The sequence below is a fragment of the Nocardia sp. NPDC050406 genome, from assembly GCF_044459025.1.
GTDB lineage: Bacteria > Actinomycetota > Actinomycetes > Mycobacteriales > Mycobacteriaceae > Nocardia.
The window spans coordinates 1,560,643-1,578,767 of the sequence record NZ_JBITIM010000002.1; the positions used below are offsets into that span (position 1 = coordinate 1,560,643).

Here is an 18,125-nt window from a genome sequence, read left to right on the forward strand (position 1 = left end):
CTGTGCGCGAAATGCGTCGAGTGCTGCTCGTCCTGTCCGCCGCGATTCTCTTCGCCGGTTCCGTCGAAACTTCCGCCACCGCCGATCCCGGCAATTGGCAGCGGGCGTTGGACGATATTGTCGCGAGGGGAGCGGCGGGCGTACAGGCGCATGTGCACACACCCGCCGGGATTTGGGAAGGTTCGGCCGGGGTCGTCGAATTGGGGCGGCCCGATCCGATTCCCGCGGGTGCGCGGTTTCGGATCGGGAGTATTACCAAGACCATTACCGCCACGGCGCTGTTGCAGCTGGTAGGCGAGGGGCGGATCGGGCTGGATGATTCCGTGGCGGGGTGGCTGCCCGAATTCGGGATCGATCCTCGAATCACCGTGCGAATGGTGCTCGGGCAGACGAGTGGGCTGCTCGACTATCTCAATGGCGGCGGGGGATATCCGCCGATGGTGGGGGATACGCTCGCCGATATTCGGCGCACGTGGCAACCGCCGGATTTCGTGCGGTGGGCGGCGGAGAAACCCTTGCAGTTCGCGCCCGGGAGCGGGTGGGCGTACTCGAATACGAATTACATTGTCGCGGGCATGCTCATCGAGAAGGCGTCGTGGCTGCCCTATCACGTGAATGTCTACACCCGCATCACGCTGCCGCTGCTCATGCTCAGCACCGGTGTGCCGCAGACCTTCGACGGCATTCTCGGGCCGCACGCGCACGGCTACTACGACTACGGCGGCGGCCTGATGGATGTCACCGACCAGAACCCCTCGTATGTGTGGGCGGCGGGCGGCATCGTCTCCTCGACTCGGGACCTGCACACCTTCCTCGCGGCCCTGCTGGACGGTCGCCTGCTGCCGCCGCATCTGCTCGCCGAGATGCGCGCCTTCCGGCATGTGCACGGCTCCTACGGGTACGGCCTGGGCCTCTACGAATCCCACCTCGACGCGAACGGCTGCCTCGGGCAGGGGCACAACGGCTATGTCAACGGCTTCGGCTCGCTCGCCCTGCGCAGCCCGGACGGGCGCTACGGCGTCACGCTGTCGATCACCGATGCCACCGGCCACGACTTCACCGCGGCCGTCGACCGGCTCGTCGAGGCCGCCATGTGCGCACCCTGACCCCCGGCCGTCCTCACAAGGGGGTAGCGGGGCTCTGTGATAGTTCGGCCCTGGTTAGCATCGGTCGTACATATCGAGGAAACCCCGAGGACGTGTGTTGACTAACGACCATCTTGACCGCTGGAACGCTCATGAGGCATCCGCGGAGGCGATGATTCCGATCATTGGAAAGCTGTATCGCGAGAAGGGGGTGACAATCCTCCTGCACAGCCGGTCTCTGGTGAACAAGTCGGTGATCAGCATTCTGCGCACGCACCGGTTCGCGCGCCAGATCGAGGGGGAGGAGCTCTCGATCGACGAGACGCTGCCCTTCCTCGAGGTGCTCAGCACATTGGACCTCGGTCCCTGCAAGATCGACCTCGCCCGCTTGGTCACCGGCTTCCGCACCGATGGGCGCGGCCTGTCCGTCTCCGAGTTCACCGCCGCCGCGCTGGCCGATGTCACCGACGGCAACAAGGCCGAGCACGGTCCCCGCGATGTGGTGCTCTACGGCTTCGGCCGGATCGGGCGGCTGGTCGCGCGGCTGCTCATCGAGAAGGTCGGCTCCGGCAACGGCCTCAATCTGCGGGCCGTGGTGGTGCGCAAGGGCGGCGAGGGCGACCTGGCCAAGCGCGCGTCGCTGCTGCGGCGGGATTCGGTGCACGGCAAGTTCAACGGCACCATCAAGGTCGATACCGAGAACTCGACGATCATCGCCAATGGCAATGTCATCAAGTTCATCTACAGCGACGATCCGGCGGCGATCGACTACACCGCGTACGGGATCAACGACGCGATCCTGATCGACAACACCGGTAAATGGCGTGACCGCGCGGGCCTGTCGCAGCATTTGCGCCCCGGTATCGCGAAGGTCGTGCTCACCGCGCCCGGTAAGGGCGATGTCCCGAATATCGTGCACGGCGTCAACCACCGCGATCTGGATCTGTCGGATCGGATCGTGTCGTGCGCCTCGTGTACGACCAATGCCATCGTGCCGCCGCTCAAGGCGATGGACACCGAATTCGGCATTGTCCGCGGTCATGTGGAGACGGTGCATTCGTTCACCAACGACCAGAACCTGCTGGACAACTACCACAAGGCCGACCGGCGGGGTCGCTCCGCGCCGTTCAACCTCGTCCTCACCGAAACCGGCGCCGCCTCGGCGGTCGCCAAGGCGATGCCGGACTTCCAGGCCAAGATCACCGGCAGCTCGATTCGCGTTCCCACCCAGGATGTTTCGATCGCGATCCTGAACTTGCAGCTGCGCCGGGAGACCACCAAGAGCGAGGTGCTCGAGTACCTGCGCCAGGTGTCGCTGGCCGGGCCGTTGAGCCGCAATCTGGACTACACCGCGGCCACCGATGTGGTGTCGAGCGATTTCATCGGTTCGCGCGCGGCGTCGATCGTGGATGCCAATGCGACCATTGTCGATGGCGATACCGCGATCCTGTATCTCTGGTACGACAACGAATTCGGCTATTCGTGCCAGGTGGTGCGCACGGTGCAGTACATCTCGGGTATCGAATACCCAACCTACCCGCTGCTGCGGGACCGCGCCGAGGATGTTCCGGCGCTGGCCGCCGCCGACGCGGGATAAACCGTTTGTCCGAAACCTGGTCGGCCAACTAGTTTTCGCTGATGGTCGACCAGATTTCGGACCGTGAGGCGCGGGCCGGGTGGGGCTGGGCGCGGCATGTGCTGCTGTGGTCGGTCAGTCTCACGACCTTCGCGATCGGGATCGACACCACCGTCATCGGCGTGGCCTTGCCGACGATTCACCGGGAACTCCCGGTGTCGGCCTGGGGGATTTCCAGCGTTGTCGTCGGCTACACGCTCACCTTCGGCGCGCTGATGCTCGCGGCCGGGCATATCGCGGACGTGTATGGGCGCAGGCGCGTATTCCTGTGTGGCGCGGCGCTCTTCGCCGTCTCCTCGCTGGCGTGCGGGCTCGCTCCGACGATTCCGACACTCGTTGTCGCGCGGCTGGTGCAGGGGTGCGCCGCGGCGGTGCTGAATTCGGCGGGGCTGGCGATCCTGGCCCAGTCGTTCGCCGGGCCTCGGCGGCAGACCGCGTTTCGGATCTGGGGTGCGATCATGGGTGCGAGTTTCGCGCTCGGACCGCTGGTCGGGGGTGTCGCCACCGAATACCTCGGGTGGCGTTGGGTTTTCCTGGTCAATGTGCCGATTCTGATGGTGTGCGGGGTCGCGGTTCGGCGGCTCGTGCCCGGTGACGGGCCGCGCCGGGACGGCTCGTTGGATCCCTTCGGGCAGGTGCTCGTCGTCGGCTTGTGCGCGGGGTTGTTCCTCGCGGTGTCGGCGGCCGGGGTGATCGCGATTGTCGGCGGAATCAGCTGTGCGGCAGTGTGTTCGGTGGTCCTGCTGAGTCGCGCGCCGGGGCCGAGGCGGGTGATCGACCGGGGGTATTTCGCGAATGCGGCGATCATCGTGGTGACGGCGGTGCCCGTCGCGTTCTCGCTGTGTTTCTGGTGCCTGCTGATCATCGTTCCGGAACGGCTGGGGGCCAGTGGCGAGGTCGGCCCCGTGCGCGCCGCGTGGAGCGTGCTGCCCTTGACGGCCGGATTGGTGTTCGCGGCTTTCATTCCGATCGCGCAAGCTACACATAGCTTTCGACGTGGATTCGGGATCGGATTCACCGGGCTCGCGATAGGAGCCGCGCTCGCCGCGGTGGTGCCGTCCACGCCCGGTGTGGTGACCGGCATGCTGATCATGGGATTCGCGGCCGGGTACATGAATCCCGACGTGGCGCGCTCGGCCATCACCCTCGCCGTCCCGGAACGCGCTGGTATGGCCGCGGGGCTGACCAGCACCATGCGTCAGATCGGTTTCGGCACAGGAGTTCTCGCATTGGGACGGCTCGGGACCGAGGGTTCCGATGCCGCGCGATCCTTGGCTCCCGTCTTCGCGACGGCCGCGACCATCGCCGCTGTCGCCGCGCTGACCATCCTGTCGGTGCGCACTCTCGGTGGCACGCCCAGCTGCTGAAACGCTCGCCGCGCCGCTCGGTTGCGCCGGTGGCGCGATGCGCGATAACCATTCGTCGCCGAGCTGCTGAAGGGGGGACACGCGGTGGGTAATCCGTTGACACCGGGCGAGCATTTCGCCGGTTACGAGATAGTGCGCAAGCTCGGGGCCGGTGGGATGGGGGCGGTATATCAGGCACGGGACCGCGACCTGCCGCGGTTCGTCGCGCTGAAACTGCTGACCACAGCCGACGGGGACCCTGAGCACCGAATCAGGTTCCGGCGCGAAGCCGATGCCGTCGCGCGGCTGGAGCATCCGAATATCGTCACCGTGTACGCGCGCGGGGAACACGAGAACCAGCTGTGGATCTCGATGACCTTCGTCGACGGCATCGATGTCGCGTCCGCGCTGCGCTTCGGCGCCATCCACCCCGCACGGGCCGTGCGGATCATCGGTGAGACGGCCGCCGCGCTGGACCACGCGCACGAGACCGGAATCCTGCACCGGGACGTGAAGCCCGCGAATATCCTGCTGACCCAGGGGCGGCACGAGCGGGTGCTGCTCACCGACTTCGGGATCGCCAAGCTCGCGGACGAGAGCCGCCAGCTGACGCGCAAGGGCGAGGTACTGGCCAGCTTCCAGTACGCCGCCCCGGAACGGCTGACCGAATCCGACGACGCCGACCACCGAGCCGACGTGTACTCCTTGGGCTGCACGCTGTTCCACATGCTCACCGGGCGACTGCCCTTCCCCGGGGACAGCGTCGCCAAGATCGCCTATGGTCACGCCTACTCGCCGCTACCGCGACCCAGCGCCCACATCGGCGGTCTACCAAGGGGTTTCGACGACGTGGTCGCGCGAGCCCTGGCCAAGCGGCCCGAGCAGCGCTACGCCAGCTGCGTGGAACTCGCGCGGGCGGCGACACAAGCGCTTCGCGAATCCACCCCGGGCGGATTCCGTGCCATCGACCCGAACACCGTATTCCCCAGCGGGAGTGAGCGACTCGGACCCACAGGGCCGCGGGATACCGGTGCGCGGAACACCTCGGCGACCACGCAGGCGGGACAGAAGACGGGGCCGACACCGCGGCAAGGGACCTCGGCGGCCACTGGGCTGTCCTCGCAGCGTGGCACGCCGATGCCTCCGGTGACCACTGGGCCGTCCACACAGCGCGCGATGCCGGGGACGGCTGCGCGGAATACTGGGCCAGCGCCGGTGCCGCCCGTGCGGAATACCGGGCCCGCGCCCCAGCGGGCGAACTCGGTGCCGGTGACGACCATGCGCAACGCCGGACCTTCCTCGCAGCGAACGTCCGCGCCGTCGGTGCCCGGTGCCATGCGACCCGAGGCCTCGGGGGCTCCGGAGACCAAGGTGCTGCCGCAGTCGATCGCGACGACCGGAGCCCGCACCTCACCGCCCGGGGACGTGCCGACGGAGTACAGGAACGAGCCATCGGAGTTCGGGCGCGAGCCCAACGAACCCGGTAGTCGCGGACACCATTCGGGCCGCAAACCCCTACTCGTCGCCGTCGCGCTGGTCGTCGCGGGCTTGGCGGTCACCGCGTACCTGACGACGCGTGGCACCGCCGAGGACAACGGTGCGCAGACCACACTGTCCACGACCATCAGCTCCGAAGTGACGACCACCTCCGTGGCCGTCACCACCACGGTGCAGACCTCCGACACCGTCGTGCAGTCCACGGGGACGCCGGTCACCACCGACCAGGTGGTCGAAACGGTCGCGGTGCCCGATGTCGTCGGCAGCCTGCTCGCCAAGGCGAAGGCGCAGTTGGAGAGCCTCGGGTTCAGCGTCGTCTCGATCGACCGGCAGGACGACCGCGCGAAAGGTACGGTCGTCGCCGTCGATCCCACCCCGGGAACCAAGTATCGGGTCGGTTCGAAGGTCACCGTCTACGTGTCCACCGGTCCCGTCACCGCCACCACCCTCACCATGCCGGACGTCACGGGAATGACCGTCGCACAGGCCGAATCCGCGTTGCGGAACCTGGGCTGGAAGGGTTCCGTGCGGCAATCCACCACCGCCGTCACCGATTCCAGTCGAGTCGGCGTGATCATCAGCCAAACCCCGGCCTCGGGCACCACCCTCGCATTGGACGCGGCGGTGACGCTTCAGGTGGGCAAACTCGTCTCCAGCAGCACACCGGTGACGACCACGACCGCCGTCGCGCACGGATAGCGAGATACCCTGAGCGGCAGCACAGTTCACCGTTTAGGGTGCGCCGTATGGCTCTGCCCGAAGACCACGCCACGCACCCCGAAGGCCGGACCCTGTTGTTGGTCGGCGTCGATCCCACGCTCATAGACCCACGCGTCATGGAGCGGTTCGATGTCAGCGGGACGCGCGTCACCCGCGACGAGATCGACGCCGACCTGGCCGCCGTGGGCTTCACCGTGCACCGTTGCGTCGTCGACCTCGGTGAGACCGCCGAAGCGGTGCTCGAAAAGACTCTCACCGCAAGGGCATTCGATTGCGTGATGTTCGGCGCCGGTCTGCGCCTGGTACCCGAGTACACGCCGCTGTTCGAACGCGTCCTCAATGTCGTGCACCGGCTGGCCCCCTCGGCGGTGCTGTGTTTCAACACCCACCCCGGCGATACCGTGCAGGCCGCCCGCCGCGCCCTGGGCTGAGCGAGGTTCACGCGTCATACTCGAACCCATGGGCACCCTGGAGGATTTCGACAAGCGCCGCTCCACCGCCGACGCGGCGGCGAACCTACTGGAGCGGCTCACCGACCGCCTCGGCGGACGCGCTTCGGTCGCAACGGTTTTCGGTGAACCGATCAGCCGCGAGGGAGTAACCGTGATCCCGGTGGCCCGGGTCGGCTTCGGCTTCGGCGGCGGTACCGGCGCCGACCTCGGGGAGGAGTCGGTCTCGGGCGGCGGGGGCGGCGCTGGCGGCGTCGGCGTCCAACCGCTCGGATACATCGAAATCGCCAATGGCACAACGCGTTACCGAGCGATCCACAGCCATTGGCTCGATATCCTCGTACCGCTGGCCGCCGTCGTCACCGCCGCCGGAGTCGGCGGCATCGCCCGCGCCCTCCTCACCCGCCGCAAGCACTGACTCACGGCCGGTGCGGTTGCGCTCCGCCATCGACCACAATCCGCTGCCCGGTGAGATATCCGGCGGCCGGAGACACCAGAAATGCCACCACATCGGCGATTTCCTCGGGACGGCACACATGCCCGAACGGTGAACTGGCATCCAGATCGCTCGCCTGCCGCGCCGCCCCGCCCGTGAGCGCGGCCGTCAGCCGGTCGCCCATATCGGTCGCGACCAAACCCGGCGCGACGATATTCACGTGAATGCCATGCGCCGCTTCCTCTTTCGCGAGGGTGTGCGCCAACGCCTCCAAGGCCGCCTTGGCCATATTGTAGGGCGCGCCATTGGCCCCGAGCTGATGCGCGGCCACGCTGCTGACCATGACGATATCCCCGCGCGCACACCCGCGCATCGACGGCAGCACCAGACCGGTCAGGTGATGCGGCCCGATGGCATGCACGCCCAACAGCTTCTCCACCTCGGCGACCGGCGTATCGGCCACCGTATTGCCGCGACTGGCGATTCCGGCATTGTGCACCAGAATGTCGATCGCCCCGAGCTCCGCGACCACCTGCTCGACCATGGCCGCGACGGCCTCGTGATCCTGCACCGGGGCACGCACCGCGATCGCCCGGCCGCCCTCGGATTCGATCTGCGCGACAGTATCTTTCGCCGATTGCTCGTCGCGCGACCAATTCACCGCCACCGCCGCGCCGCGGGCCGCGAGCGCGCGTGCGATCGCCCGTCCGATGCCCCGTCCGCCGCCGGTGACCAGCGCGACCCGACCGGCCGCAGAGTTCGCTACATCCATCCCCGGACTCTAGTTCCGGATCCCACTTCGCAGAAGGCCCCGCAGCGCCCCGCCGCCCCCTCCGTACACTGGTCCGTCGATTACCGACAACCGTCTGGAGGACGACTGATGTGCTATCCGGTCACCTGCCGTAGCTGCGGGAAGACGACATGGGACGGCTGCGGCGAGCACGTCGCCGACGTGCGGGCCACGGTCCCCGCGCAGCAGTGGTGCGAGGGCCACGGCGACGACTGACCAGCGCCGTTCACCTGCGGGAGGGGTCGCGCGTTTCCACTCGGCCGACCTGAGACGGTAGAAAAGGGGCAGGCGTCATGGAAGTCTTCCCCGATGCCGCCGCATGGGTTCGTGCGGCCACGCAACTACACCTGTCGAACGGAGCTGTTTCATGGCGACCTCGCAAGCGCGCGCCCAGATCGGCGTTACCGGCCTGGCGGTCATGGGTAGCAATATCGCCCGTAACTTCGCGCGGCACGGCTACACCGTGGCGCTGCACAACCGCAGTATCGGTAAGACCGACGCCCTGCTGGAGGCGCACGGCGGCGACGGCGATTTCGTCCGCACCGAGACCATCGAGGAGTTCGTCGCCGCGCTGGAGAAGCCGCGCCGAGTCCTGATCATGGTGAAGGCGGGCGAGGCCACCGACGCCGTGATCGAGGAGCTCGCCGACGCCATGGAGCCGGGCGACATCATCATCGACGGCGGCAACGCGCTCTACACCGACACCATCCGCCGCGAGGCCGCCATGGCCAAGCGCGGGCTGAACTTCGTCGGCGCGGGCATCTCCGGCGGCGAGGAGGGTGCCCTCAACGGCCCCGCCATCATGCCGGGCGGCCCGAAGGAGTCCTACGAATCGCTCGGCCCGATGCTGGAATCCATTGCGGCACAGGTCGATGGCACCCCGTGCTGCACCCATATCGGCCCCGACGGCTCCGGTCACTTCGTGAAGATGGTGCACAACGGCATCGAGTACGCCGATATGCAGCTCATCGGCGAGGCGTACCACCTGTTCCGCGACGCGCTCGGCTTCGATGCCAAGCAGATCGCGGACGTGTTCACGCAGTGGAACTCCGGCGATCTGGAGAGCTACCTGGTCGAGATCACTGCCGAGGTGCTCAACCAGGTCGACGCCAAGACCGGCAAGCCCCTCGTCGACGTGATCGTGGACGCCGCCGAGCAGAAGGGCACCGGCCGCTGGACGGTCAAGTCGGCGCTCGACCTCGGCGTGCCGGTGACCGGTATCGCCGAGGCGGTGTTCGCCCGCGCCCTGTCCGGCTCGCGCGCCCAGCGCAAGGCCGCCGTCGGCCTCGCCTCCGGCACGCTCGCCGAAAAGCCCACCGACGCGGCGCAATTCACCGAGGACATTCGCCAGGCGCTGTACGCCTCGAAGGTCGTCGCCTACGCCCAGGGCTTCGACCAGATCGCCGCCGGAAGCGCCGAGTACAACTGGGATCTGAATCCCGGTGACATGGCCACCATCTGGCGCGGCGGCTGCATCATTCGCGCCCGCTTCCTCAACCGCATCAAGGACGCCTACGCCGAGAACCCGGAGCTGCCGAGCCTGATTCTGGCCCCGTACTTCCGCGAGGCCATCGAAACCGCCATCGACAGCTGGCGGCGGGTGGTCGCCACCGCGACGCTGCTCGGCATCCCGGTGCCCGCCTTCGCCTCCTCGCTGTCGTACTACGACGCCCTGCGCGCCGAGCGCCTGCCCGCCGCGCTCACGCAGGGCCAGCGCGATTTCTTCGGCGCGCACACCTACGAGCGCGTCGACGCCGAGGGTAAGTTCCACACGCTGTGGAGCGGGGACCGCAGCGAGGTCTCCGCGTAGCCAGGGATCTTCCACCACCACGGACGGGGCCCGTGCCGCATCGGCACGGGCCCCGTCCGTTCGTCTGTGGCGGGGGTCGTGCGCGCCCACGAAGTCAGGGGGAGAGGAATTGGGGGGAGGGGAAATGATCGCGGAATCCTTCCGGCGGGGCCAAGATAATGCTTACACTCACGGCCCAATGAAAGATTTTCGTTTCACATTTTTGGGCGAGGTTGCCATGAAGTCTTGGATCCCGGGTCGGGTCGCGGTGATGCGGGGCGCGGTGGCGGTAGTCGGCGGGTTCGCGCTGTGGGGGGTGGCGGCGTGCGGCAGCGACAATGAACCGGCGCGGTCGGAGCCGACCAGTGCGGTGAGTTCCGTTGCGCCGGTGAGCAGTTCGGTCGCGCCGACCTCGGAGACAGCGGTGCCGCAGCCCGCTGTGCCCGAGCCGACCGTGCCGGAGCCGACCGTCGCACCCGCGCCGGAGCCGACGATCGCACCCGTACCGCAGCCGACCGTCGCGCCAGCCCCGCGGGTGACCCAGGCCCCGGAACCGGCGAAACCCGCGCCGACACTGTCGGATCCGGGCTTCGAACCCCGCGCGGGATACTGAGGTAGCACGGTGGGAAGAGGTATCGGCGCACGGTGGATGTGCGCGCTGGCGGTGGCGGTCGCCGCGTCGGTGACCGGCGCGGGTGTGGGTTCGTCCGCTCCGGCCGAGGGCAAAGAGCTTGTGGTGCTGGGTGATTCGTTCAGCGCCAATGCCTGGGTATTGGAAGCGCAGACGGTGGAGTGCTGGCACGGCGACACCTCGTGGCCGACGCAGTTGAGTCGACTCATGGGCGTGGCCGACACCCCGGACTATCTCGACATGTCCTGTCCGGGCGCGTCGATCGACACCCCGCCGAGCTACACCGCCGCATGGGAGGCGAAGCAGGCCGACAAGGCGGGCGCGTTCGGGCCGCGAACCAAGGTGGTGGCCCTGCAGTTCGGCATGAACGACCGGTGGGGCGCGAACGACACGACCATGTGGTACGCGCTGCAGCAGTGTGTGCTCAATCTGATTCAGGGCTGTGGTAGCGACGCCGCCGAACAGGGGCGCATCACCGACTATCGGGGCGTCACCGGAGCGGCGTACGCCGAGCGGCTGCGCAATGTGGTCGAGTACGTGAAGTACTACGCGCCCAATGCGCGCATCGTGCTGGTCGGGTATCCGGAACTGTTCCGGTCCGGCCAGGATTCGGTGTGCTTCAACGCATTCGGCGTCGTGCGCTTCGTACAGCCGCGTGGACAAGCGGCCATCGAATTCGTGAACCGCCTGGACCAGGCCCAGCGCGAAGCGGCCCAGCTGTTGGGTGTCGACTTCTTCGACTCGCGCGCCGCGACCGCCGGACACGGGCTGTGCTCGGAGCAGCCGTGGATCAACGACTTTCAGGATCCGCGCGATCCGGACGCGATTCCGTTCCATCCGTCGGCGCGCGGGGACGAGGTTGTGGCACAGGGGATTTACGCACAGGTGGGGCGCTAGTGGTCGAGTTGTCCGCGGCGCGACAGTCCACCGAGGCCGGTGTGGACCGAGACGTACCCCAAGATTCGGAAGACCCGCCGCGGGCAGCGCTTACACCCAGCGAGGCCGGAACCCTGGCGGCAGGCGAGACCGGGGCGGAGGAGTCCACGATCGACAAACGCCCCGCGCTGCCGTCGCTCACCGGGGCGCGATGGTGGGCGGCGTTCGCGGTATTCGTCCTGCACGCCTTGGTGTTTCTGCCGGTGTACCCCTTCCAGAAATCCGAGTTGTTTCGCCAAATCCACCAGTGGGTGCCCATGCAGCTCGGGGCGGCCGGTGTCACCTTCTTCTTCGTGCTGTCCGGGTTCATCATCTACTGGTCGTTTCGGCCCGGCATGTCGGTGCGCGGGTTCTATCGGCGGCGAGTGCTCAAGATCTATCCGACGCATCTGCTGGCGGCCGCCGCGTTCATCGTGGTGGCGGGCGTACCGCTGGCCCGGCTGATCGTCTGGGCCCCGAACCTGCTGCTCGTGCACACCTGGGTGCCGAAGTGGACCACCGTGGGCGGGCTGAATGTGCCCGCCTGGTCCCTGGCCTCGGAAATGCTGTTCTACCTGAGCTTTCCCCTGCTGCTCCCACTCGTGCTGCGCATCCCCACCCGGCGGCTGCTGCTGGCCGCCGGACTGCTCGTGCTCGCCATCGCGGCCCTGCACACCGCCTACTACCTCTGGGTGCCGGGACCGAAGGGCATCGCCAACGCCTTCGCGCCCCGGCTCGTTCCAGGCGACGCCTCACCGTTCTTCGAGCTGCACGCCACACAGGCATGGTTCCGCCAGCCCGACATCCCGGTCTCACCGTCCTACTGGCTGAGCTACAACTTCCCGGCGTCACGGCTGCCCGAGTTCTTCCTCGGCGTCCTGGCCGCCCGCATGGTGCTCGAAGGCCGTTGGCGCACCACGCGTCTCGGCTGGCCGCTGCTCGCGCTGGCGCTGGCCTATGCCGCCACCTGGGTGGTGCCGGTGAACTACAAGATGTCGGCCCTGCTGCTCGTACCCATGACCGCCGTCGTGGCGACCATGGCGGCCCGCGACCTGCACGGCATTCGAGGCCTCAACGCCCACCCGCGCATGGTGTGGCTGGGCAATATCTCCTACGCCTTCTACCTCATCCAATTCCCGGTCATGGTCCTCATCACCCGAACCCTCATAGGCGGAAAGCGATTCGGCCTGCTCGGCTGGGCCGGATTCGCGACCCTGAGCCTGGTGCTCTCGGTGCTCGCGGCCGCCGCGCTCTACCACTGGGTCGACGTACCGCTCATGCGACGGTTCTCGGGGCGGCGCGTCAGGTCGGGGTCGCCATGATCGCGTCGCGCACCGACGTTTCCTCGCGGCCCAGGAAGGTCGGATCCGGCTGCGTGACCATCTCCCACACCGCCTTGGTCGCGGCGAGCTGATCGCGCACCCAGCATTTGATCCAGACGCCCTCGTGCGGCTGGCCGCGATCGGCCACGGCATCGACCTGGAGCCCCACCGACCGGCACAGCGAAACCGTGCGCGCGACGCTGAAATCCTGAGTCACCACGATGGCCCGGCGCACACCGAAGATCTGGTAGGCGCGGGTGCAGGACTGATAGGTGTCGAAACCGGCGTAATCCAAGGCGATCTTGTTGGCCGGAACGCCCTTGCCCACGAGGTACCGGCGCATGGCCTCGGGCTCGTCGTAGGTCGGCGTCCCATGGTCGCCGGTCAGCAAGAGCGCCTTGACCTTTCCCGATTCCAGCAGCCGCCGACCGATATCCAGCCGTGCCGCCAGATACGGCGAGGGCTCGCCATTGTCGTAGACCTGCGCGCCGAAGACGATGGCGACCTCCGTGGCGGGCACGGCCGCGGCGTCGTACTCGTGGCCGCGCGCCTGGTAGCGGACCACACCGGCGCAGAGCACGACGGCGAGCATCCCGGTGAGTGTGGCGACCACCGCCACCCGCAGCAGGGCGCGAGGCCGCAACCAGGGGCGCAACCACGCCCATCCGCGAATTGCGGCCCGCGCCAGCATATTCCCCGCGCGGCGGAGCCCACCACGAAGACGAGCCGTCCGGCTCACTGTCCGATTCCCCACACCGACATATTGCGCCGCCGTCAGGAGGGGTTAACACCGACCATGGGCAGCAGTGTCCGGCGGGCGAATTCGCGGGCGGCATCCTCGTTGCCGAGCGGGATGATGCCGTCCGGGGTGAGCGCCAGCGAAAGGGCCAGGCGCGCCATGATCTCCGCGACCAGGTCGGCGTCGAAATCGGTGGTTCGATTGGCGGCCTTGAGCTCGGAGAGCTTGCCCGCCAAATAGATTCGGCCCACCTCGAGGATGGGGCCGCCCTCGGTGGTGAGCCTCGGCAGCACCAGATCCGGTTCGGTGCGCAACAGCCGCTGCAGCAGTTCGTTGCGGGCCAATGCGGTGATGAAGGCGACGAAGGTCTCCACGAGCTGATCGTCACTGGCCTCGAAAGCCTGTACGCGCTTGTCGATTTCGGCGACGAAGTGCTGCGCCTCGCGCACGCTCACCGCCTCGACGAGCTCGTTCTTGGATTCGAAGCGCCGGTACAGGGTGGCCGGGCTGATACCCGCGCGCCGGGCGATCTCGCCCATGCTGGTCCGCTTGATCCCGAAATCCAGGAACGCCGACAGCGCGCTCTCCAGCAGCTGTTCGCCGTCCGCGCGTGGCTTTTCCAGAATGCGCTGCAGGATGGCGGGCACGGAGGGCATCGAGTCTCCAGTCGATCGATGGGTTGACCGCGTCGATGCGGCAAGGCGGGCGTCATTATTTCATCGCCCCGCCCGAATGCGCACAGGCGCGGTCCGGCCACCGCGTGTCGCCGGTCAGCGCACGTTCAGCGCCGCCATCTCCCGCTCGATCGCATTGGCCGCGAAATCGATGCCATTGGAACGTAATTCGTGCACCCGGCGCTGTAGCGCCTCCATGCCACCCGGCTGGGCCGCGATATCGGCCACACTGATCCGCCGTCGGTGCATACCGTCCTGCTCGTACAACACCGTCAAACCTCCTGCTAGCCCCGAGCGCGCACCCGGCAAGCGGCGGCACAGCCCGGGCCGCCGGGAACGCTGCGCCCGATGCTAGCAGCGACTTATATGGTCACTTGTTCAGTGTGTGGAAGATCACCCACCCCCTTCAGTCACCCCTCTTGACCATCGCGGTGCAGGCTCGTGTTGTGCAGGTAGACAGCGGCATTGAGCTTGATGCGCTCCAACTCGGCCTCGCCCAACTCCCGGCGCACCTTGCCCGGCACACCCGCCACCAGCGAGTTCGGCGGAATCTGCGCGCCCTCGGGAATGAGCGCATTGGCCGCGATCAGGCTGCCCGCGCCGATGACCGCGCCATTGAGCACGGTCGCGCCCATGCCGACGAGTACATCGTCGCCGACGGTGCAGCCGTGCAGAATCGCATTGTGCCCCACCGAGACTCCGGCGCCGACGGTGCACGGGAACCCGGGGTCGGCGTGCAGGACACAGCCGTCCTGGATATTGGTGCGCGCACCGACGGTGATGTCGTCCATATCGCCGCGGAGGACGGCGGAGTACCAGACGCTCACCTCTGGGCCGAGTTTCACGCGGCCGATGACGGTGGCGTTCGGTGCGATCCATGCGGTGTCGTCGATGTGGGGGGCGTGTTCGCCTAGGCGGATCTTCATGGGGGTGACGGTAGAGGAGGGGTTGGGTGGTCGCCGGGGGAGGGTTGAGCCTGACCGGTCACAAATCGACTCGGGACGCCGAAATCGCGCCTCCGATCACGATTTGCGACCGCTCAGGCCAATGATCAACCAGCCCGCCCCACCTCGCGCCCCGCCCGAAACGTGGCCCGATGCACCGCCGGAGAAACCCCCAACGTCCGCCGGAAGTGATGCCGCAAATTCACCCCCGTCCCCAACCCCGCCTCCGCAGCGATCCTGTCCATGGTGGCGTCGGTCGACTCCAGCAGCAGCCGCGCGCGGTCCACGCGCTGGTGCAGCAGCCATTGCTGCGGGCTCGACCCCGTGCGCTCCCGGAACCGCCGGGTGAAGGTGCGCCGTGACATGAGCGCGGTCCGCGCCCAGGTGTCGAGGTCGATGGCGTCGTCGAGATGCGTTCTCGCCCAGACCATCGCGTGTTCGATCGGGTCGTCGTCGATCGGTTCGGGAACCGCCACCGGAATGTACTGCGCCTGTGAACCGCTGCGGTGTGGGGCCAGGACGAGGGCGCGGGCGAGTTCGGTGGCGGTGCGGCTGCCGTGGTCGGCGCGCACGATGTGCAGGCAGCAGTCCAGGGCGGCGGCGACTCCGGCGGAGGTGATGACATCGCCGTGGTCGGTCCACAACGTGTCGGCGCGGACGGTGACGGCGGGGTAGGCGCGCTGGAGTTCCGCGGCGGCGGACCAGTGGGTGGTGATCTCGCGTCCGTCCGCCAATCCGCTGTCGGCCACCGCCCACGCGCCGAGGCAGAGTCCGACTATGCGGGCGTCGCGGTCGTGGGCGCGGTGCAGGGCCGCGCGGATCGGCTCGGGCAGGGCGCGGCGGCGGGTCCAGCTGGGGACGACGACCGTGTCCGCGCGGTCGACGGCCTCCAGGCCGTGTCGCACGGCGATATCGAAACCCGCTGGGGTGGACAGGGTTCCGGGCTGTTCGGCGCAGGTCTCCACGCGGTAGGGAGCGTCCTGCTCCCGGCCGGTGCCGATGCGTCCGAAGACGAGCCCGGGGACGGAGAGATGGAAGGGGCTGATGCCGTCGAAGGCCAGAACCGCCACGCGATGCATGGCCCGATATTAGCGCTAGGCGGCCTTCAGGCCACTTCTCGATCTTGTCGCCGCGCGCGAGAGTTACCGGTATGACGAACACGATCGACCGCACCGGCACCGTCGAACTGCTGCACATCGGCGGGCCCACCGTGCGCTTCCGCTACGGCGACCTGACCTGGCTGACCGACCCCACCTTCGATGAGCCGGGCGACTACCCGGGGCCGGTCACCCTGCACAAGTTGACCGGACCCGCCGTGCGCGCCGAGCGGGTCGGGCCGGTGGACGTGGTGCTGCTGTCGCACGATCAGCATGCCGACAACCTGGACAAGTCGGGCCGCGAATTCCTGGCCACCGTGCCGACCACGCTCTCGACCCCGGATGCCGCCACCCGCATGGACGTTCGGGGGCTGGAGAACTGGGAGACGGTGACCATCGGCGCGGTGACCGTCACCGGCGTACCCGCGCTGCACGGGCCGGAGAGCTGCGAACCGGTGACGGGCGTGGTCACCGGATTCGTGCTCCAGGCCGAGGGTCTGCCCACCGTGTACGTGTCCGGCGACAACGCGTCGGTGGAGCGCGTGGAGCGGATCGTCGAGCGGATCGGGCGCATCGATCTGGCGATTCTCAATGTGGGAGCGGCGAATCCGGGCCGCTTCGGCGATACCGATGTGACCCTCAACGGCCGCAGCGCCGTGCGGGCGGCCGCGGCGCTGGGCGAGGCCGTGATCGTGCCGGTGCACGCCGAAGGGTGGGCGCACTTCTCCGAGAGCCTCGAGTACCTGGAGCGCAACTTCGCCTACGCGGGTCGCGCGGGGCAGCTTCGGATTCCGGTCACCGGCGAGGTCATGGCCGTAGCTGCCGGGTAGCCGGTTGCCCACATCGAGACGTGGCGGTGATGGCGGGCGCGGGTCGCGTGGTCCACGATGGCGGTATGAGGATCGGCGTGGTGCGGGAGGTCAAGCAGCAGGAGTATCGGGTGGCGCTCACCCCGGCGGGGGCCGGGGAGCTGGTGCGCCACGGACATGAGGTGATGGTCGAGGCCGACGCGGGGGTGGGATCGGGGTTCACCGATGCGGAGTACACCGAGGTCGGCGTGCGGATACTGCCCGCCGCCGCCGAGGTGTGGCGGACGGCGGAGCTCGTACTGAAGGTGAAAGAGCCTGTGGCCGAGGAGTATTCGCGGCTGCGGGAGGGGCAGGTGCTGTTCGCCTATCTGCATTTGGCGGCCTCGCGCGAGTGCACCGAGGCGATCCTGCGGTCCGGGATCACCGCCATCGCCTACGAGACGGTGCGCGGGGCCGACGGGTCACTGCCGCTGCTGGCGCCGATGAGCGAGGTGGCGGGGAAGCTGGGCGCGCAGGTCGGCGCGTATCACCTCATGTCGCCGCAGGGCGGGGCCGGGGTGCTGCTCGGCGGCGTGCCGGGGGTGCGGCGGGCCGATGTGGTGGTGCTCGGCGGCGGGGTGGCGGGGAGCAATGCGGCGTTGGTGGCCGTCGGTATGGGGGCGCGGGTCACGGTGCTCGATACGAATCTGCAGCGGTTGCGCGAGTTGGATGTTCGGTTCGCGGGGCGTATCACCACCCTCGGATCGAATACGGCCGAGGTCGAGAAGGCCGTCGAGGCGGCGGATCTGGTGATCGGCTCGGTGCTGGTGCCGGGGGCGCGCGCACCGAAGTTGGTGCCCGACACATTGGTCGAGCGGATGCGGCCCGGTTCCGTGCTGGTCGATATCGCCATCGACCAGGGCGGGTGTTTCGAGAGCTCACATCCCACCACGCACGCGAATCCCACGTTCCGGGTGGGGGATTCGCTGTTCTACTGCGTGGCGAATATGCCCGGCGCGGTGCCGCACACCTCCACCTCCGCGCTCACCAATGCGACCTTGCCCTATATCAAGGCCATTGCCGAGAAGGGGTGGCGCGCGGCCTGCGATGCCGATCCCGGTCTGGCACAGGGGCTTACGGCCGACGCTGGAAAGCTGTATTCGGTGGAGGTGGCGCAGGCGCACGGCCTGGCGTCGTTCGGCGGAGCCTCGGCCCGGCAATAGGGCACGCCCCGGACCCGTGAGGCTCCGGGGCGTGTGGGGCGAAA

At 68.1% G+C, this 18,125-nt stretch carries 19 protein-coding genes; 13 read left to right on the forward strand and 6 right to left on the reverse strand.

The window, feature by feature from the left end; genetic code table 11:
• Window positions 1-11: 11 nt before the first annotated feature.
• The 6 genes from ACIBH2_RS20415 (at window position 12) to ACIBH2_RS20440 (ending at window position 7,151) form a co-directional block, all read left to right on the forward strand.
• Window positions 12-1,106: a serine hydrolase domain-containing protein gene (locus ACIBH2_RS20415; protein WP_397119557.1), complete on the forward strand. Its 1,095-nt coding sequence runs from the start codon at window positions 12-14 to the stop codon at window positions 1,104-1,106.
• Window positions 1,107-1,203: 97 nt separating this feature from the next.
• A complete protein-coding gene (locus ACIBH2_RS20420; protein WP_397119559.1) occupies window positions 1,204-2,682 on the forward strand; it encodes a glyceraldehyde-3-phosphate dehydrogenase in 1,479 nt (492 codons plus the stop codon).
• 41 nt (window positions 2,683-2,723) lie between these two features.
• On the forward strand, window positions 2,724-4,088 hold the full coding sequence (locus ACIBH2_RS20425; RefSeq protein ID WP_397119561.1) for an MFS transporter: 1,365 nt from the start codon (window positions 2,724-2,726) through the stop codon (window positions 4,086-4,088).
• Window positions 4,089-4,172: 84 nt separating this feature from the next.
• A complete protein-coding gene (locus tag ACIBH2_RS20430; protein ID WP_397119563.1) occupies window positions 4,173-6,263 on the forward strand; it encodes a protein kinase in 2,091 nt (696 codons plus the stop codon).
• Between the two features lie 47 nt (window positions 6,264-6,310).
• The gene (locus ACIBH2_RS20435; protein WP_397119565.1) at window positions 6,311-6,715 is read left to right on the forward strand and encodes a hypothetical protein; all 405 of its coding nucleotides are present in this window, start codon (window positions 6,311-6,313) and stop codon (window positions 6,713-6,715) included.
• 28 nt (window positions 6,716-6,743) lie between these two features.
• Window positions 6,744-7,151, forward strand: coding sequence for a spore germination protein GerW family protein (locus ACIBH2_RS20440; RefSeq protein ID WP_397119567.1), 408 nt, complete (start codon window positions 6,744-6,746; stop codon window positions 7,149-7,151).
• Between the two features lies 1 nt (window position 7,152).
• Here ACIBH2_RS20440 and ACIBH2_RS20445 read toward each other — a convergent pair whose 3' ends face one another.
• The gene (locus ACIBH2_RS20445; RefSeq protein WP_397119569.1) at window positions 7,153-7,941 is read right to left on the reverse strand and encodes an SDR family NAD(P)-dependent oxidoreductase; all 789 of its coding nucleotides are present in this window, start codon (window positions 7,939-7,941) and stop codon (window positions 7,153-7,155) included.
• Window positions 7,942-8,049: 108 nt separating this feature from the next.
• Between ACIBH2_RS20445 and ACIBH2_RS20450 the strand changes: the two genes are divergently transcribed.
• From ACIBH2_RS20450 to ACIBH2_RS20470, 5 genes are all read left to right on the forward strand, one after another.
• Complete coding sequence (locus tag ACIBH2_RS20450; protein ID WP_397119571.1) at window positions 8,050-8,175, forward strand: hypothetical protein; 126 nt, start codon at window positions 8,050-8,052, stop codon at window positions 8,173-8,175.
• A 151-nt stretch (window positions 8,176-8,326) separates the two neighbouring features.
• A complete protein-coding gene (gndA, locus tag ACIBH2_RS20455) occupies window positions 8,327-9,769 on the forward strand; it encodes an NADP-dependent phosphogluconate dehydrogenase (protein ID WP_397119573.1) in 1,443 nt (480 codons plus the stop codon).
• Window positions 9,770-9,986: 217 nt separating this feature from the next.
• Window positions 9,987-10,361, forward strand: coding sequence for a hypothetical protein (locus tag ACIBH2_RS20460; RefSeq protein ID WP_397119575.1), 375 nt, complete (start codon window positions 9,987-9,989; stop codon window positions 10,359-10,361).
• Window positions 10,362-10,370: 9 nt separating this feature from the next.
• Window positions 10,371-11,276 (forward strand): SGNH/GDSL hydrolase family protein, encoded by a 906-nt coding sequence (locus ACIBH2_RS20465; protein WP_397119577.1) that lies wholly within the window; start codon window positions 10,371-10,373, stop codon window positions 11,274-11,276.
• Window positions 11,276-12,616 (forward strand): acyltransferase family protein, encoded by a 1,341-nt coding sequence (locus ACIBH2_RS20470; protein ID WP_397119579.1) that lies wholly within the window; start codon window positions 11,276-11,278, stop codon window positions 12,614-12,616. The genes ACIBH2_RS20465 and ACIBH2_RS20470 overlap by 1 nt, the downstream gene beginning before the upstream one ends.
• On the opposite strand, the gene ACIBH2_RS20475 is transcribed toward ACIBH2_RS20470, so the two are convergent.
• The 5 genes from ACIBH2_RS20475 to ACIBH2_RS20495 form a co-directional block, all read right to left on the reverse strand.
• Window positions 12,597-13,259, reverse strand: a complete 663-nt coding sequence (locus tag ACIBH2_RS20475; protein WP_397119581.1) for a vancomycin high temperature exclusion protein — start codon at window positions 13,257-13,259, stop codon at window positions 12,597-12,599. The genes ACIBH2_RS20470 and ACIBH2_RS20475 overlap by 20 nt on opposite strands.
• A gap of 131 nt (window positions 13,260-13,390) precedes the next feature.
• Window positions 13,391-14,011, reverse strand: coding sequence for a TetR/AcrR family transcriptional regulator (locus ACIBH2_RS20480; protein ID WP_397119583.1), 621 nt, complete (start codon window positions 14,009-14,011; stop codon window positions 13,391-13,393).
• Window positions 14,012-14,125: 114 nt separating this feature from the next.
• The gene (locus tag ACIBH2_RS20485; protein ID WP_397119585.1) at window positions 14,126-14,299 is read right to left on the reverse strand and encodes a hypothetical protein; all 174 of its coding nucleotides are present in this window, start codon (window positions 14,297-14,299) and stop codon (window positions 14,126-14,128) included.
• A gap of 140 nt (window positions 14,300-14,439) precedes the next feature.
• A complete protein-coding gene (locus ACIBH2_RS20490; protein WP_397119587.1) occupies window positions 14,440-14,955 on the reverse strand; it encodes a gamma carbonic anhydrase family protein in 516 nt (171 codons plus the stop codon).
• A gap of 125 nt (window positions 14,956-15,080) precedes the next feature.
• Window positions 15,081-16,052, reverse strand: a complete 972-nt coding sequence (locus ACIBH2_RS20495; RefSeq protein ID WP_397119589.1) for a GlxA family transcriptional regulator — start codon at window positions 16,050-16,052, stop codon at window positions 15,081-15,083.
• Between the two features lie 71 nt (window positions 16,053-16,123).
• On the opposite strand from ACIBH2_RS20495, the gene ACIBH2_RS20500 reads away from it, so the two are divergent.
• Entirely contained in the window at window positions 16,124-16,900 is a 777-nt protein-coding gene (locus tag ACIBH2_RS20500; protein ID WP_397119591.1) for an MBL fold metallo-hydrolase, read from the forward strand.
• A 65-nt stretch (window positions 16,901-16,965) separates the two neighbouring features.
• The gene (gene ald / locus ACIBH2_RS20505) at window positions 16,966-18,081 is read left to right on the forward strand and encodes an alanine dehydrogenase (RefSeq protein ID WP_397119593.1); all 1,116 of its coding nucleotides are present in this window, start codon (window positions 16,966-16,968) and stop codon (window positions 18,079-18,081) included.
• The last annotated feature ends 44 nt before the right edge of the window (window positions 18,082-18,125 follow it).